The sequence below is a fragment of the Bradyrhizobium sp. AZCC 1719 genome (genome assembly GCF_036924525.1).
Classification (GTDB): Bacteria; Pseudomonadota; Alphaproteobacteria; order Rhizobiales; family Xanthobacteraceae; genus Bradyrhizobium.
Genome location: NZ_JAZHRU010000001.1, coordinates 2,342,154 through 2,356,900, shown reverse-complemented (window position 1 = coordinate 2,356,900; position 14,747 = coordinate 2,342,154). Strand labels below are relative to the sequence as shown.

The 14,747-nt window shown below is 63.0% G+C and carries 12 protein-coding genes; 6 read left to right on the top strand and 6 right to left on the bottom strand.

The features are described from left to right. Positions 1-83: 83 nt before the first annotated feature. The 5 genes from V1292_RS11110 to V1292_RS11090 all read right to left on the bottom strand — a co-directional run bounded on the left by V1292_RS11110 (position 84) and on the right by V1292_RS11090 (position 6,455). Positions 84-1,331: an acyl-CoA dehydrogenase gene (locus tag V1292_RS11110; protein ID WP_334372492.1), complete on the bottom strand. Its 1,248-nt coding sequence runs from the start codon at positions 1,329-1,331 to the stop codon at positions 84-86. 110 nt (positions 1,332-1,441) lie between these two features. After that, entirely contained in the window at positions 1,442-2,569 is a 1,128-nt protein-coding gene (locus V1292_RS11105; protein ID WP_334372490.1) for an acyl-CoA dehydrogenase family protein, read from the bottom strand. A 157-nt stretch (positions 2,570-2,726) separates the two neighbouring features. Further along, positions 2,727-4,598 carry an AMP-binding protein gene (locus tag V1292_RS11100; RefSeq protein ID WP_334372488.1) on the bottom strand — a complete coding sequence of 624 codons (1,872 nt, stop codon included), beginning with the start codon at positions 4,596-4,598 and terminating at the stop codon, positions 2,727-2,729. 346 nt (positions 4,599-4,944) lie between these two features. Then, positions 4,945-5,703 (bottom strand): SDR family NAD(P)-dependent oxidoreductase, encoded by a 759-nt coding sequence (locus tag V1292_RS11095; protein ID WP_225670349.1) that lies wholly within the window; start codon positions 5,701-5,703, stop codon positions 4,945-4,947. A gap of 86 nt (positions 5,704-5,789) precedes the next feature. After that, positions 5,790-6,455 carry a TetR family transcriptional regulator gene (locus V1292_RS11090; protein WP_028351745.1) on the bottom strand — a complete coding sequence of 222 codons (666 nt, stop codon included), beginning with the start codon at positions 6,453-6,455 and terminating at the stop codon, positions 5,790-5,792. A 147-nt stretch (positions 6,456-6,602) separates the two neighbouring features. On the opposite strand from V1292_RS11090, the gene V1292_RS11085 reads away from it, so the two are divergent. The 6 genes from V1292_RS11085 (at position 6,603) to V1292_RS11060 (ending at position 13,551) form a co-directional block, all read left to right on the top strand. Beyond that, positions 6,603-7,775: an acetyl-CoA C-acetyltransferase gene (locus V1292_RS11085; RefSeq protein WP_334372484.1), complete on the top strand. Its 1,173-nt coding sequence runs from the start codon at positions 6,603-6,605 to the stop codon at positions 7,773-7,775. A gap of 187 nt (positions 7,776-7,962) precedes the next feature. Next, positions 7,963-9,507: an acyl-CoA synthetase gene (locus V1292_RS11080; protein WP_334372482.1), complete on the top strand. Its 1,545-nt coding sequence runs from the start codon at positions 7,963-7,965 to the stop codon at positions 9,505-9,507. 266 nt (positions 9,508-9,773) lie between these two features. Continuing rightward, entirely contained in the window at positions 9,774-10,943 is a 1,170-nt protein-coding gene (locus V1292_RS11075) for an alpha/beta hydrolase (RefSeq protein ID WP_334372480.1), read from the top strand. 106 nt (positions 10,944-11,049) lie between these two features. Then, positions 11,050-12,522 (top strand): amidase, encoded by a 1,473-nt coding sequence (locus tag V1292_RS11070; RefSeq protein WP_334372478.1) that lies wholly within the window; start codon positions 11,050-11,052, stop codon positions 12,520-12,522. Between the two features lie 127 nt (positions 12,523-12,649). Continuing rightward, the gene (locus V1292_RS11065; protein ID WP_334372476.1) at positions 12,650-13,159 is read left to right on the top strand and encodes a hypothetical protein; all 510 of its coding nucleotides are present in this window, start codon (positions 12,650-12,652) and stop codon (positions 13,157-13,159) included. Positions 13,160-13,197: 38 nt separating this feature from the next. Continuing rightward, on the top strand, positions 13,198-13,551 hold the full coding sequence (locus V1292_RS11060; protein WP_334372474.1) for a nuclear transport factor 2 family protein: 354 nt from the start codon (positions 13,198-13,200) through the stop codon (positions 13,549-13,551). 100 nt (positions 13,552-13,651) lie between these two features. Here V1292_RS11060 and V1292_RS11055 read toward each other — a convergent pair whose 3' ends face one another. Next, a complete protein-coding gene (locus tag V1292_RS11055) occupies positions 13,652-14,740 on the bottom strand; it encodes a Zn-dependent alcohol dehydrogenase (protein WP_334372473.1) in 1,089 nt (362 codons plus the stop codon). Positions 14,741-14,747 lie beyond the last annotated feature (7 nt).

Genomic DNA, 14,747 nt, shown 5'->3' with positions numbered 1-14,747 from the left:
ATCTCGATCGATAACTTCTGGATTCTCAGGTGCGCAATTGCGCACCATAGTTCGCGCTGACGCGTGCCCCGGAATGACGAAAACTACGTCCTTCCCTTGGTCGGGATCTGGTTGAACGGCACGTCCTTGTCGACCCGGATGTCGCCGGGCAAACCAAGCACGCGCTCGGCGATGATGTTGCGCATGATCTCGTCGGTACCGCCTTCGACGCGGGTGCCCGGCGCGCGCAGCAGCATCGCCTGGAATTTGCCGGCAACTTCGGCGTCTTCCGGTCCGCTCAGCACGCCGGCAGCGCCCTGCAGGTCGAGCGCGTACATCGCGACTTCCTGGACCATCGATCCTGCGACCAACTTGCCGATGGAATTTTCCGGACCGGGACGTTCGCCCTTCGACAGCGCCGAGATCGCGCGCATGCTGGTATATCTCAGGCCGCTCGCCTTCACCGCATAGTTCGCCAGCCTTGAACGAACGCTACGATCCTCGATTGCGGGGCCGTCTTCCAGCATCAGGCTGTTGCAGAACTCGAACAGTTCCGGGAACCCTGTCGAGACGCCGGCGCCGATCGACATGCGCTCGTTCATCAGCGTGGTCAGCGAGACGTTCCAGCCGTCATTGACGGCGCCAAGTCGCTGCGAGTCCGGGATCTTCACATCGGTAAAATAGACCTCGTTGAAGTCGGACTGGCCGCTGGCCTGCTTGATCGGCCGCACCTCGACGCCGGGGCTCTTCATGTCCAGGAAGAACATCGTCAGGCCCTTGTGCTTGGGCACATTGGGATCGGTACGCGTCAGCAGGATGCCGTAATCGGAATAATGCGCGCCCGAAGTCCAGATCTTCTGGCCGTTGATGATCCAGTCGTCGCCCTTCTTCTCGGCACGGGTGCGAAGCCCAGCGACGTCGGAGCCGCCGGCGGGTTCGGAGAATAGCTGGCACCAGATTTTTTCGCCGGAAGCGAGCGGCGGCAGATATTTGCGTTTCTGCTCCTCGCCGGCATAGGCCATCATGGTCGGGCCGCACATGCCATGGCCGATGATGAACATGCCGCTGAGCTTCCCAAACGGCCCCTCTTCCTGCTGCCAGATCACGCGCTCAATCGGCGAGGCGCCGCGGCCGCCATATTCCTTCGGCCAGTGCAGGCAGGCCCAGCCGGCATCGGCCTTCTTCTTCTGCCAGGCCTTTGCGACCTCGAGAATGTTGGCGCCCTTCAGCACGGTGCGGCCGAGCGAGGACTTTCGAAGTTCTTCCTCGTATTGCTTGGGCGCGTTGGCTTGTATCCACGCTTTGGCCTCAGTGCGGAACGCGGCTTCCTGCGGGGTGTCGTCGAAGTTCATGTTTCAATCCTCTCGTCCGTCATTCCGGACGAGCCGCGAAGCGGGTCGATCCGGAATCTCGAGATTCCGGGTTCGATGCTTCGCATCGCCCCGGAATGACGTTCGTTACGTTACGCCGCGTTCTTCTTGCGCATGCGGTCGATCAACTGATCTTCCCAGTACGACAGGCTGCCGAGCGTCAGCGCAGTGGCGTTGGCGCGGCGGTAGTACATGTGGCAGTCGAACTCCCAGGTGAAACCCATGCCGCCGTGAACCTGGATGTTGTTCTTGGAGCAGTGCTGGAACGCCTGCGTCGCGCTGATGCGCGCAGCCGCTGCGGCCTCTGGCAATTCCGACGCATTGGTCGAGAGCGCCCAGGCGCCGTAGTAGCAATTTGAGCGCGCCAGCGTCGCCGAGACGTACATGTCGGCGAGCATGTGCTTCACCGCCTGGAACGAGCCGATCGGCCGGCCGAACGCGATACGGTCGAGCGCGTAGTCGCGGCCCATTTCCAGCGCGCGGTCGGAGCCCCCGACCTGCTCGAACGCGAGCAGCACCGCGGCGCGGTCGAGCACTTGCGTGAGGATGCTCCAGCCCTCGCCGGCCGCGCCGAGCGGTTCGGCCTTGGCTTTCGTGAAGGTGAGTTCGGCTTGCCCGCGGGTCGGATCGATACTGGTCAGCGGCTTCGCCTCGATGCCGCCCGCCTTGAGGTCGACCAGGAACAGCGAGATATCGGAATCGCGACCGGTCGAACCGGTGCGCGCGGCGACGATGGCGAAATCGGCAATCGCGCCATCCGGCACCGGCTTCTTCACGCCGTTAAGCGTGCCGCCGGAAGCCTGCAGCTTGATCGCCTTCGGCGACGGATTTCCCTTGCCTTCGAACAGCGCCAGCGTGCCGATTGCCTCACCGGAAGCGATCTTCGGCAGCCATTTCTGCTTCTGCGCATCGGAGCCAGCCAGCAGCAGCGCCTCGGCGGCAAGATAGACCGTGGAGGAGAACGGCACCGGCGCATTCGCGCGGCCCATTTCTTCCGCGATCACGCAAAGCTCGAGATGGCCGGCGCCGGCGCCGCCGAACTGTTCGGGGATCGCGACGCCGAGGAAGCCCATCTCGGCGAGGCCTTTCCATAATTCCTTGTCATACGGCGCCTTGCCGTCGAGTACCTCGCGCACCGCTTTCGGCGGGCACTTCTCAGTGAGAAACTTCCGCGCCGCGTCGCGCATCTGTTTTTGTTCGTCGGAGAAATCGAAGTTCATGGCGGCCTACCTCAGTTGCTTTCGTGTTATTTGTTCGCTGTCATTCCGGGGCGATGCGCAGCATCGAACTATGGTGCGCAATTGCGCACCTGAGAATCTCGAGATTCCGGGTTCGCGCTTCGCGCGCCCCGGAATGACGAGTGGAGAGAGCGTCGTTTCATTGCAGCACAATCACGTCGTCTCCCGGCTTGTCGGTATAAAGCCTCTCCACCAGCGCAGCGCGGCGTTCGAGGCCGGCGCGCTGGTTGATGTAGCCCTTGTCGGTGAGTTCGTTGCCGTCGATCGAGGGCGGCTCGGCCATCAACATGGCGCGGGCAATCCGCATGCTGCTGCCGGTGGCGGACGCGTTATGCGCTTCCAAGCCACGCTTCAGGCAGGCGATCACCTGGGGATGCTTGACCACCTCTTCGAACGTCGCATCGGGATTCCCCACGATCTGCCGGCAGGCGTGCAGATTGGGCCAGGCCAAAAGTCCGATGAACGGACGGTCCTGTCCCGTGACCAGCGCGTCGTGCACCACAGGCGTCGCGGCCGCGATGGCATCGGTGCGCAATGAGCCGACATGGACGAAGGTGCCGGTCGTGAGCTTGAAGTCTTCGACGACGCGCCCGGCAAAGATGATGCCCTGCAGCGGATCGTTCTCATCGACGAACACGCCGGCGTCGCCGATGCAGTAGAAACCTTCCTCGTCGAACATCTTCTTCGTGAGGTCGGGCTGGCCGAAATAGCCGGGCGTGACGTTGATGCCGCGCAGGCGCAATTCGTATTTGGAGCCGCACGGCACCATCTTCAGCTCGACGCCGGGAAATGGCAGGCCGATCAGGCCGACGCGCTCGGTATCCCAATAGGTGCCGGTCGAGGTCGGCGCGGTCTCGGTCGAACCCCAGCCGGTGTAGAACACGATGCGCTCGCCGGTGGTCTTCACCGCCAGCGCCTGCATGCGGTCGTAGAGATCGTCCGGCAGCCGCGCGCCGCCATAGGCCATCACGGTCAGGTTCTTGAAGAAGCTGCGGCACAGCGCGTCGTCCTTCTCCATCGCAGCGGCGAGCGCGGCATAGCCGGCGGGGACGTTGGCGTAATAGGTCGGCGATATCTCGTGCAGATTGCGGATGGTCTCGTCGAACTGGCCGGGCATCGGGCGGCCGTCGTCGATGTAGAGCGTGCCGCCGTCGATCAGCGCCGGGTTGAACAGCGCATTGCCGCCCATGGTGTGATTCCAGGGCATCCAGTCGAGATAGGTGGAAACCGGCCCGTTCGGGTTGCGCGGGCGCACCTGCATCATCATCGCCGCGTTGGCGCACATCATCTCCTGCGTGTTGATGACGGCCTTCGGCATGCCGGTCGATCCCGAGGTGAACAAGAGCTTGCCGATGGTTTTCGGCGTGATCTTTGAAATCGAGTCTTCGACATCTTTGGTAGCCGGCGTTGCCGCGAGCTCGGCAAACGACACGCTCTTGATGCCTTCGCAGGGTCGCGCGACGTGAACCACAGTGACGCCGGCCAGGTCGATCGCCCTGAGCGCCTTCTCAAAGGTCGGACCGTCCTGCACCATCACGACCGCAGGCTTGATCAGGTTGAAGAGATATTTGAGCTTGAGATGATCCTGGCTCATCAGCGAATAGGCCGGTGACACCGGCGCGGCCGGCAAGCGGGCCTGCATCGCGGCCTGCGTCATCAGCGCGTGCTCGATCGAATTGCCGGATAGGATCGCAACGGGACGGCCTTCGGCGAGGCCAAGGTTGAGCAGGCCCTGCGTCAGTCCGTCGACGACGCGCTTGGCTTCGCCGTAGGAGACTTTCCGCCATTGCCGCTCAGCGCCACCACGTTGCGCGAGCCAGATGCGCTCCGGCGCCTCTCTTGCCCATTTCGCCAGCGACGCCGGAATATGCTTCTCGTAAGGCTGCAGCGGAATGCGCGACTTCAGAATGATGACGCCATCGGGATGGCGCTCCACCGCGATGTCGCGCGGCAGCCATTCGATCTTGCGGAAGGCCGGCTTGGTCAGCACCTTTGCTGCACTCCCACTCATATTGCGTCTCCCGGAATTCTTGTCCTTTGCGGATCTTGAAGTCATCGCCTGATATAGACAGGCTTTCGTTGCTCAAGGAAGGCCGTCGATCAGCGAGGGATCGAGCGCGTTGAGGCTGTCGAGTCGGTTACGAGCCTCCAGGCATGCGGGTCAGCCGTCGGACTTTTACCCTCCCCTGGAGGGGGAGGGTCGATCGCGCGCAGCGCGAGCGGGGTGGGGTGACGGTCTCTCCACGTCCAACAGTGCCCGAGCGGAGAGATCACCCCACCCCGTCTCACATTTCGCTTTGCTCAATGTGAGCCGACCCTCCCCCTCCAGGGGAGGGTCAAGAACGCTCCACTGCCGCTTACCGCGGCGCCATGCGGATGGCGCCGTCGAGGCGGATGGTCTCGCCGTTGAGCATCGCGTTCTCGACGATGTGCACCGCGAGCGCGCCGTATTCGTCGGGCTCGCCGAGGCGGGCCGGATGCGGCACCTGGGCGCCAAGGCTCTTGCGGGCTTCCTCGTTCAGACCCATCAGCAGCGGCGTGAAGAAGATGCCGGGCGCGATCGTGTTGACGCGGATCTTCAGGCTCGCGAGATCGCGCGCCGCAGGCAAAGTGAGGCCGACGATGCCGCCCTTCGAGGCCGAGTATGCGATCTGGCCGATCTGGCCTTCATAGGCCGCGACCGAAGCGGTGTTGATGATGACGCCGCGCTCCTCGCCGATTGGGGCCTCGGTGGCAAGCCGTTCGGAGAACAGGCGCAGCGCGTTGAAGGTGCCGATCAGATTGACGTTGATGATGCGGACGAACTTTTCCAGGGGATAGACGCCGTCCTTGCCGACCACGCGCTGCGAGCCGCCGATGCCGGCGCAGTTCATCAGCACGCGCGCGATACCATGAGCGGCTTCCGCCTTGGCGATCGCCGCCTTCATCTGCTCCTCGCTGGTGACGTCGGCATGAAGGGCTACGCCCTTCACTTCGGCCGCGACCTTCTCGGCGTTCTCCTTGTTCTGGTCGAGCACGCCGATCTTGGCGCCCTTCGCGGCCATGGCGCGGGCGGTCGCGGCCCCTAAGCCGGAGCCACCGCCGGTGATGAGAACGGCAACGTCTTTCAACTGCATGGTAACAACCTTTCCTTCCTTTGGCGTTTCTTCTCTAAATGGCGAATGGCGAATAGGGAGTAGCGAATGGAATGACGGCCCATTCGCTATTCGCTACTCGCTATTCGCCCGTTCAACATGCCGCCGCAGATCAGCGCTTCCATGTGCTTGATGTATTCGCGGCAGACTTCGTCGGTGACCGGACCGACCCCGGTCGCGCGCGACATCGCGTGGCGGCCGAAGAACAGGTGATCGCAGGCGCCGATCAGGCTGGTGTAAAACATGACCGGATCGACCTTGCGGAACTCACCGGCCTTGATGCCTTCGGCGAGCAGGCGGCGGTGAAAGTCGAGCAAGGGCGCGACAAAGAATTGCGAGACTTCGTCGGCGGCTTCCGGACTGCTCTCGTGCAGAAGATAGTGGATCAGCCGGTTCATGTAGGGGAACTGGTGATAGGCGCGGATGATGCCGCCGATATGCAGGCGCAGTTTTGCCGTCGGCGAGATCGGTTGGCTGATCAGATATTCGAGCTGCGACATCTCGGTCGCGGCGTCCCGCGCCAGAAGCGCCAGCAACAGCCCGTCCTTGTTGCCAAAATGGTATTTTACCAGCGCGGCATTGACACCCGACTTCTGCGCGATGTCGGACAGCGACACCTCGATCGAGGCGCGCTCGATCATCAGCTCGCTCGCCGCCACAAGCAGCTTCTCGGCGGTGGTATTTTTGCCGCTCGGGAGCCTGGTCGGTACGCTGGTATTCAACGGTGATCCCATCACTGCTGAGGGCGGGAAATCTGGCCGCACATAAGCGCATGCCGCGGTTGCACTCAAGAGTTAATTGATTGATTGACTAAATCCCGCAGCCCCCCTTAAATCCGGCCCATCTTTCCAAGCCACAAACAACATTCAGGGAGAACAGACATGGCCGAGGCCTATATCGTCGCCGCCGCACGCACTGCCGGTGGCCGCAAGGGCGGACGTCTCGCAGGCTGGCACCCGGCCGATCTCGCCGCTTCCGTGCTCAATTCGCTGGTCGACCGCACCGGTGTCGACCCGGCCCAGATCGAGGACGTGATCATGGGCTGCGTGATGCAGGCCGGCGAACAATCCAACAACATCGCCCGCAACGCGGTGATGGCCTCGAAGCTGCCCGAGAGCGTGCCCGCCACCTCGGTCGACCGGCAGTGCGGCTCGTCGCAGCAGGCGCTGCATTTTGCGGCGCAGGCGGTGATGGCCGGCTCGATGGACATCGTGATCGCCGCCGGCGTGGAATCGATGACGCGGGTGCCGATGGGGCTTGCTTCGTCGCTGCCGGCCAAGAACGGTTTTGGTCATTACAAGAGCCCGGGCATCGAGGCGAAATATCCGAACATCGTATTCAGCCAGTTCACCGGGGCGGAAATGATGGCGGAGAAGTATGGGCTCTCCAAGGACCAGCTCGACGAATACTCCTACAACAGCCATCAGCGCGCGATTGCCGCGACACAAGCCGGCAAGTTCAAGGATGAAATCGTTCCGCTGCAGATCACCCGCGCCGACAACTCGACTGACACCCACCATATCGACGAAGGCATCCGCTTCGACGCCAGCCTCGACGGCATCAGGGGCGTCAAGCTGATCGCCGAGAACGGTAAGCACACCGCCGCCAGCGCCAGCCAGATTTGCGACGGCGCCTCCGGCGTGCTGGTGGTCAACGAGAAAGGCCTGAAGTCGCTCGGCGTGAAACCGCTGGCGCGCATTCATCACATGACGATGATGGGCGGCGATCCCGTGATCATGCTGGATGCGCCGCTGCACGCCACCAAGCGGGCGCTGGAAAAGGCCGGCATGTCGATCAATGACATCGACCTGTTCGAGGTCAACGAAGCCTTTGCGGCCGTGCCGGTGGCTTGGCTGAAGACGACGGGCGCCGATCCGGAACGGCTCAACGTCAATGGCGGCGCGATCGCGCTCGGCCATCCGCTCGGCGGCTCCGGCACCAAGCTGATGACCACGCTGGTCAACGCGCTGAAACAGAACAACAAGCGCTACGGCCTGCAGACCATGTGCGAAGGCGGCGGCATGGCGAACGTGACGATCGTGGAAAGGCTTTAAGAAAGCGGCGATAGGACCGTTAGAAGCGTCCGCACAATAGGTGTCGTCCCGGCCTTGAGCCGGGACCCATAACCACAGATGTTTGTGGTTATGCTGAGCTGGAGCTCCAGCTCCCCTTTAACACATCAAAACTGTGGTTATGGGTCCCTTCGTGCGCAGGGACGACGCATCACCCGAGGAAACGTTTGTGACCCACCCCTCCATCCACGCCCGCAACACGCCGAACAAGATCGCCTACCAGATGGCGGCGACCGGCAAGGCGATCACCTATCGAGAGCTTGACGAGCTATCGAACCAGGGCGCGCAATTGTTCCGCAAGCTCGGGCTGAAGGCCGGCGACCACATCGCGTTCCTGATGGAAAACCGCCTGGCGTTCATGGAAATCTGCTGGGCCGCGCAGCGCTCGGGGCTCTATTACACCGCGATCAGCCGCTATCTCACCGAGGAGGAGATCGCCTATATCGTGAAGGATTGCGGCGCCAAGGTTTTTATCACCACGCCGCAATGCGCCGACAAGGCCAAAGGCTTGATCAAGGGCGAGCCGGGCGAACCGCTGTTCTTCATGGTCGACGAGCCCGCGCCGGGATTCCGCTCCTGGGACAAGGAAGCGATCGCGATGCCGGTGACGCCGATTGCGGATGAGGTCGCTGGCTACGACATGCTGTATTCGTCCGGCACCACCGGCCGGCCCAAGGGCATCAAGAAGGAGTTCGAGGGCAAGGCGATCGACGTGCCGAACCCGCTCCTGAAAATTCTCTGCGCCGACATGTGCGGCATGTCGTCCGACAGCATCTATCTGTCGCCGGCGCCGCTCTATCACGCAGCTCCCTTGCGCTTCAACATGATGGCAATCACGCTCGGCGGCACTTCCATCATCATGGAGCATTTCGACGCCGAGGAATTTCTGAAACTCGTCGAAAAATACAAGGTCACGCAGTCGCAGCTCGTGCCGACCATGTTCGTGCGCATGCTGAAGCTGCCGGACGAGGTGCGCGCGGCTTACGACGTCTCGACGCTGAAAGGCGCGATCCACGCCGCGGCCCCCTGCCCGGTCGACGTGAAAGCGAAGATGATCGAGTGGTGGGGACCGATCCTGATCGAATATTACGCCGGCTCCGAAGGCAACGGCGTCACCGTCTCGACTTCGCAGCAATGGCTGACCCATCGCGGCACCGTCGGCCACGCCGTGGTCGGCAAGGTGAAAATCCTCGACGAGAACGACCAGGAGAGACCGACCGGCGAAATCGGCACGGTCTATTTCGCCGATGCGCCTGTCTTCACCTATCACAACGATCCCGAGAAGACCAAGAAGGCCTACAACGCCAAGGGCTGGTCGACGCTCGGCGACGTCGGCTATCTGGACGCCGAAGGCTATCTCTATCTCACCGACCGCAAGAGCTACATGATCATCTCCGGCGGGGTGAACATCTACCCGCAGGAGACCGAGGATGTGCTGATCACGCATCCTGCCGTCTCCGACGTTGCCGTGTTCGGCGTGCCGAACGAGGAAATGGGCGAAGAGGTCAAGGCCGTGGTGCAGCCGCACGACATGGCAAAAGCCGGCAAGGATCTCGAGGCCGAACTGATCGCATTCTGCCGAAAACATCTGTCGCCAATAAAGTGCCCGAAGAGCATCGATTTCCAAGCCGAGCTGCCGCGCACGCCGACAGGGAAATTGGTGAAGCGCCACCTGCGCGACCGGTACTGGCCGAAAGCGGCGGCGAAGGGGTAGCGCTCTTATCCTCCCCTGGAGGGGGAGGATCGGTTCGCATGCAATGCGAACCGAGGTGGGGTGACAGTCTTTCGTATCGGGCGCTGCCCGTGTTGAGAGATCACCCCACCCCGCCTCACATCTCGCTTCGCTCGCTGTGAGCCGACCCTCCCCCTCCAGGGGAGGGTAGAGAGCGCGTCAATCATTCGTGGCTTGTCGCAGACATTCGCGCCATTACAGTCGCGGCATGACAAGACTTGGCCGACCGCGCGCCATAAGGAAAAGCCATGCCCACCCTCCCCAACATCCCGCTGCCCTCCACCATCCGCTCCCGCACCATCGAGAACATCAACGGCCTCCGCATGCACGTGCTGGAAGCCGGCTTCGAAACGCCCGGCCGTCCGTGCCTCCTGCTCCTGCACGGCTTTCCCGAACTCGCCTATTCCTGGCGCAAGGTGATGCCGGTTCTCGCAGACGCGGGCTACCACGTGATCGCGCCGGACCAGCGCGGCTATGGCCGCACCACCGGATGGGATCCGAATTACGACGGCGATCTCGCCTCGTTCCGCCTCACCAATCTGGTGCGCGACGCGCTCGGGCTGGTGTCGGCGTTCGGCTACGCAGGCGTCGATGCCGTGATCGGGCATGATTTCGGCTCGTCGGTGGCGGCCTGGTGCGCGCTGATACGGCCCGACATGTTTCGCTCGGTCGTCATGATGAGCGCTCCGTTCGGCGGGCCTCCATCGCTGCCGTTCAATACGGTGCGCGAGCCCGCCAAGCCGGTCGATGATCCCATTCACCGCCAGCTCGCCGCGCTGCCGCGCCCGCGAAAACATTACCAATGGTACTACTCGACGCGCGAAGCGAACAACGACATGCGCCGCGCGCCGCAGGGCGTGCATGATTTCCTTCGCGCCTACTATCACCACAAGAGCGCGGACTGGGAAGCCAACCAGCCCTACCCGCTGAAATCCTGGAGCGCGGAAGAGATCGCAAAGCTGCCGACTTATTATGTGATGGACCTCGCCAGGGACATGGCGGCCACTGTTGCCGAAGAAATGCCGTCGGCCGCTGAAATCGCCACCAACAAATGGCTGCCCGACAATGAGCTCGCCTTCTACAGCGCCGAGTACGAGCGCAACGGATTCCAGGGCGGGCTGCAATGGTATCGCTGCGGCACCTCCGCCGCTTTTGTGCCGGAATTACAGACATGGTCCGGCCGCACCATCGACGTGCCGTCCGCTTTCATCTCGGGCAAGCAGGACTGGGGCACCTATCAGCGCCCCGGCGTCTATGAGGCGATGCAGTCGAGAGCCTGCACCAACATGATCGGCTGCCATCTCGTCGACGGCGCCGGCCACTGGGTGCAGCAGGAGCAGCCTGGCGAAGTGAGCCGGCTGCTGACGCAATTCCTGCAAGAAGCAAAGGACAACGCAAGGACAAAGGCGAGCCGGTAGCGTACCGGCAAGAGAGGACCGCCGCTGTACAGCTATTGCTCTTGCCGCACGCGCCCAAACTGAGCATCATCCGCGCCGTACTCGGAAACAGAGCGGAGCGTACGCCTTGGCCAAATCGCAATGGAGTTTCAAGACCGCCGTTGAATTGTCCGCGGCGCTTGCCGCGAAAAAGGTCTCGGCCGTCGAACTGGCCGAGGACGCAATCGGCCGGATCGAGCGGCACGATGCGAAGATCAACGCGATTTGCGTGCGCGATTTCGAGCGTGGCCTTGCCGCCGCCCGCGCCGCCGACGCCGAACTGGCGCGCGGCGTGAAGAAGCCGCTGCTCGGCCTCCCGCTGACCGTGAAGGAGTCCTACAATATCGCGGGGCTGCCGACGACCTGGGGCCTTCCGGCGCAGAAGGATTTCACGCCGACGGAAGACGCGCTGTCGATTTCGCGCGTCAAGGACGCCGGCGGCGTCATCCTCGGCAAGACCAATGTCCCGTTCGGGCTCGGCGACTGGCAGAGCTACAACGAAGTCTACGGCACCACCAACAACCCGTTCGATCTCGGCCGGACGCCAGGCGGCTCGTCCGGCGGCTCCTCGGCCGCGCTCGCGGCGGGTTATGGCCCGCTATCGCTGGGCTCAGACATCGGCGGTTCGCTGCGCGTGCCGGCGTTCCATTGCGGCGTCTACGCGCACAAACCGACGTTTGCTCTGGTGCCTGGGCGCGGCCACACGCCGCCGCCGTTCCAGCCGCTGCCGATCGACCGCGATCTTGCCGTGATCGGCCCGATGGCACGCAGCGCCGCCGATCTCTCGCTGCTGCTCGACACCATCGCCGGTCCCGATCCGCTCGAGGCCGGCAAGGGTTACAAACTCGCCCTGCCGCCGCCGCGCCACGGCGATCTGAAGGACTTTCGCGTGCTGGTCGTCGATACCGACCCGGTCATGCCGACCGACGAGGTGGTGCGCGGCACGATCCACAAGCTCACCTCCAACCTCGAAAAGGCCGGCACCAGGGTGGATCGCAACAGCCCGTTGCTGCCGAACTTTGCGGAGACATCCCGGCTCTACATGCGGATGCTGATGTCGTTCCTCGCCGCCTCCTTCCCGCCGGAAGTCTATGCCGGCGCAGAGGCCGCCGCCGCCGCGCTACCGCAGAGCGATGTAAGCCTCGCTGCCGAACGCCTGCGGGGCATGGCGCAAAGCCATCGTAACTGGTTGATGGACGACGTCGCGCGCGCACGCCTGCGAGCCCAATGGCGCGAGCTGTTCAAGACCTATGATGCTGTGATCTGTCCGATCATGCCGACGCCCGCCTATCCGCACGACCATTCCGATGACCAGGAAAAACGCCGCATCAAGATCGACGGCAAGGAGCACGTCTATCCAGATCAGCTTTCGTGGCCGGGCATCGCCACCTTGCCCGGTCTGCCCTCCACCGCGATCCCGACCGGCTTTTCGCCGGACGGATTGCCGGTCGGCGTGCAGATCGTCGGGCCGTGGCTGGAGGATCGCACGCCCCTGAGACTGGCCGAGCTGATCGAGCGCGAATTCGGCGGCTTCAAGCCGCCGCCGATGTTTGATGATTGAAGATCCCTCGTGCCGGGGAGCTGCGCGCAAGCGCATCTCCTCGCCGGGAGGGTGAAGCGGTATCGTTGAAAGCGCCATGCGGACTTTCATTCGAAGCGTCATCGCCGTCGTCGCCGGTTTCCTGTTGATGTGGCCGCTTGGCTATGCCTATGCCGCGCTCGGCTGGCCAACGTTCCACTTGTGGGGGCTGATGCATGGCACCTTTGTCGCTGCCTGGCCTACCCTGTCGATCCTGGCATTCCTGGCACTGGGGTATCTGCCGCTTTTCCCGCGCATCGACGACGCAGCGCTTCTGATCGCCGGCCTTGTTTGGGGTCTGTTGCTGGCCACTGCTTTCAACATCCGCCACGCTCTCGGCTTTGAGATTGCCTATGGCCTGTTCAGCGCCACGGCGGTTATCGTTGCAGTACTATGCATCTTTGCCAAGCACCGGCTCCGTTTGGCGCTGCTCGTGGTATCACCGCTTGTTTTCCTGAACTTGGATCTTCTGCTGGTGCCGCCGGCGCTTGAACAACTCGTGTCTCGAGCCATCTTTGATCTCAAGCAGCTCTTGCCGCCCGTCGCCTTCTCGCTCGCGGGTTACGTGCTTGGCTCGCTCGCCCGTGCCGTGATCAAACGCTCGCCGAGAACAGCGTGATAGCCGCTCTGCAGTGACGAACAAGAACCGGAGGAATCATGAACAACGACCTCGCCGAGCTGACAGAGCTCAACCGCGACTATGTCGCGTCCGTGCAGAATTCCGACATCAAGCGCTTTGACGAAATCCTCGCAGCCGATTTCTACTGCTCCAATCCCGACAAGTCGCTGGTCGATCGCGCCACGTTCCTGCAACAGACCGCAAAGCCTGTCGCGATCAAGAATCTGCGCGCGGAAGACGTGAGGATCCGAATCCTCGGCGATTTCGCCATCATCCACGCAGCGACGAGTTACACCACGCCGGACGGCCAGCAGGCTCATGGGCGTTATACCGATTGCTGGGCGAAGCAGAATGGCAAGTGGCTTGCAGTGTCGGCGCATGTGTCGCGGTGAACCAACGCCGTCATTCCGGGGCAGCCCGCCAGGGCTGAACCCGGAATCTCGAGATCCCGGGTTCGATGCTTCGCATCGCCCCGGGATGACGACGTTGTCGTCAGCTATCAAACACGATCACGCTGCGTAGCGTCTTGCCGGCTTTCATGTTGGCAAAACCCTCGTTGATTTCGGAGAGTTCCAGCTTGGCCGAGATCCAGTCCTCCAGATGCAGCTTGCCGCGCATGTAGAATTCGACGAGGCGGGGCATGTCGACGCGGAAATGGTTGGAGCCCATCGACGAGCCCTGAATCCGGCGCTCACGCAGGAAATCGAAGCCGTGCAGCTCGATCTTCTGGCCGAACGGGATCATGCCGACGATGGTCGCCGTGCCGCCGGCCGCCAGCATCGCAAAGGACTGCTCCGCGGTCTCCTTGCGGCCCAGCACCTCGAAGGAGTGATGCACACCGCCGCCGGTGAGTTCACGCACCTGCTGCACCACGTCGCCGCGGGAGGGATCGACGATGTCGGTGGCGCCGAGCTTCGTGGCCAACTGCAGCTTGGCCGGATTGGTGTCGATCGCGATGATGCGGCCGGCGCCGGCGATCGCGGCGCCATTGATCGCGGCCATGCCGACGCCGCCGCAGCCGATCACGGCCACCGTTTCGCCGGCCTGAACTTTTGCGGTGTTCACGACCGCGCCATAGCCGGTGATGACGCCGCACCCGATCAGGGCCGCGAGCTCCAGCGGCATGTCCTTGCGGATTTTGACGATGGCGTTCTCGTGCACCAGCATCTGCTCGGCGAACGACGACAGATTAAGGAACTGATGAAGCTTCTCCTCACGCGCCCAGGACAGCCGGTTTGACTGACCCGGCAGCATCTTCACGGTCGTGTCGGTGCAGAGCACGGTGCGGCCGGTGGTGCAGTTGTCGCAGGTGCCGCAGAACACCGAAAGACAGGTCACGACATGATCGCCGGGTTTTACATAGGTGACGTCGGAGCCGACCTTTTCGACCACGCCCGCCGATTCATGCCCGAGCACCGCGGGCAGCGGATGCGGATAGAGCCCTTCCATGAAGTGCAGGTCGGAATGACACAGGCCGGCGACGCGCGTGCGGATCAGGACTTCGCGCGGGCCGGGATTCGGCACGCTGACCTCCTCGATCACCAGCGGCTGGTTGACTTCATGCAGGACGGCGGCCTTCATCGGTGCT

Coding starts and splice junctions, on each gene's coding strand:
- V1292_RS11110 (WP_334372492.1), bottom strand. CDS start 1,331: ATGAACTTCGACGACACCCCGCAGGAAGCCGCGTTCCGCACTGAGGCC.
- V1292_RS11105 (WP_334372490.1), bottom strand. CDS start 2,569: ATGAACTTCGATTTCTCCGACGAACAAAAACAGATGCGCGACGCGGCG.
- V1292_RS11100 (WP_334372488.1), bottom strand. CDS start 4,598: ATGAGTGGGAGTGCAGCAAAGGTGCTGACCAAGCCGGCCTTCCGCAAG.
- V1292_RS11095 (WP_225670349.1), bottom strand. CDS start 5,703: ATGCAGTTGAAAGACGTTGCCGTTCTCATCACCGGCGGTGGCTCCGGC.
- V1292_RS11090 (WP_028351745.1), bottom strand. CDS start 6,455: ATGGGATCACCGTTGAATACCAGCGTACCGACCAGGCTCCCGAGCGGC.
- V1292_RS11085 (WP_334372484.1), top strand. CDS start 6,603: ATGGCCGAGGCCTATATCGTCGCCGCCGCACGCACTGCCGGTGGCCGC.
- V1292_RS11075 (WP_334372480.1), top strand. CDS start 9,774: ATGCCCACCCTCCCCAACATCCCGCTGCCCTCCACCATCCGCTCCCGC.
- V1292_RS11065 (WP_334372476.1), top strand. CDS start 12,650: ATGTGGCCGCTTGGCTATGCCTATGCCGCGCTCGGCTGGCCAACGTTC.
- V1292_RS11060 (WP_334372474.1), top strand. CDS start 13,198: ATGAACAACGACCTCGCCGAGCTGACAGAGCTCAACCGCGACTATGTC.
- V1292_RS11055 (WP_334372473.1), bottom strand. CDS start 14,740: ATGAAGGCCGCCGTCCTGCATGAAGTCAACCAGCCGCTGGTGATCGAG.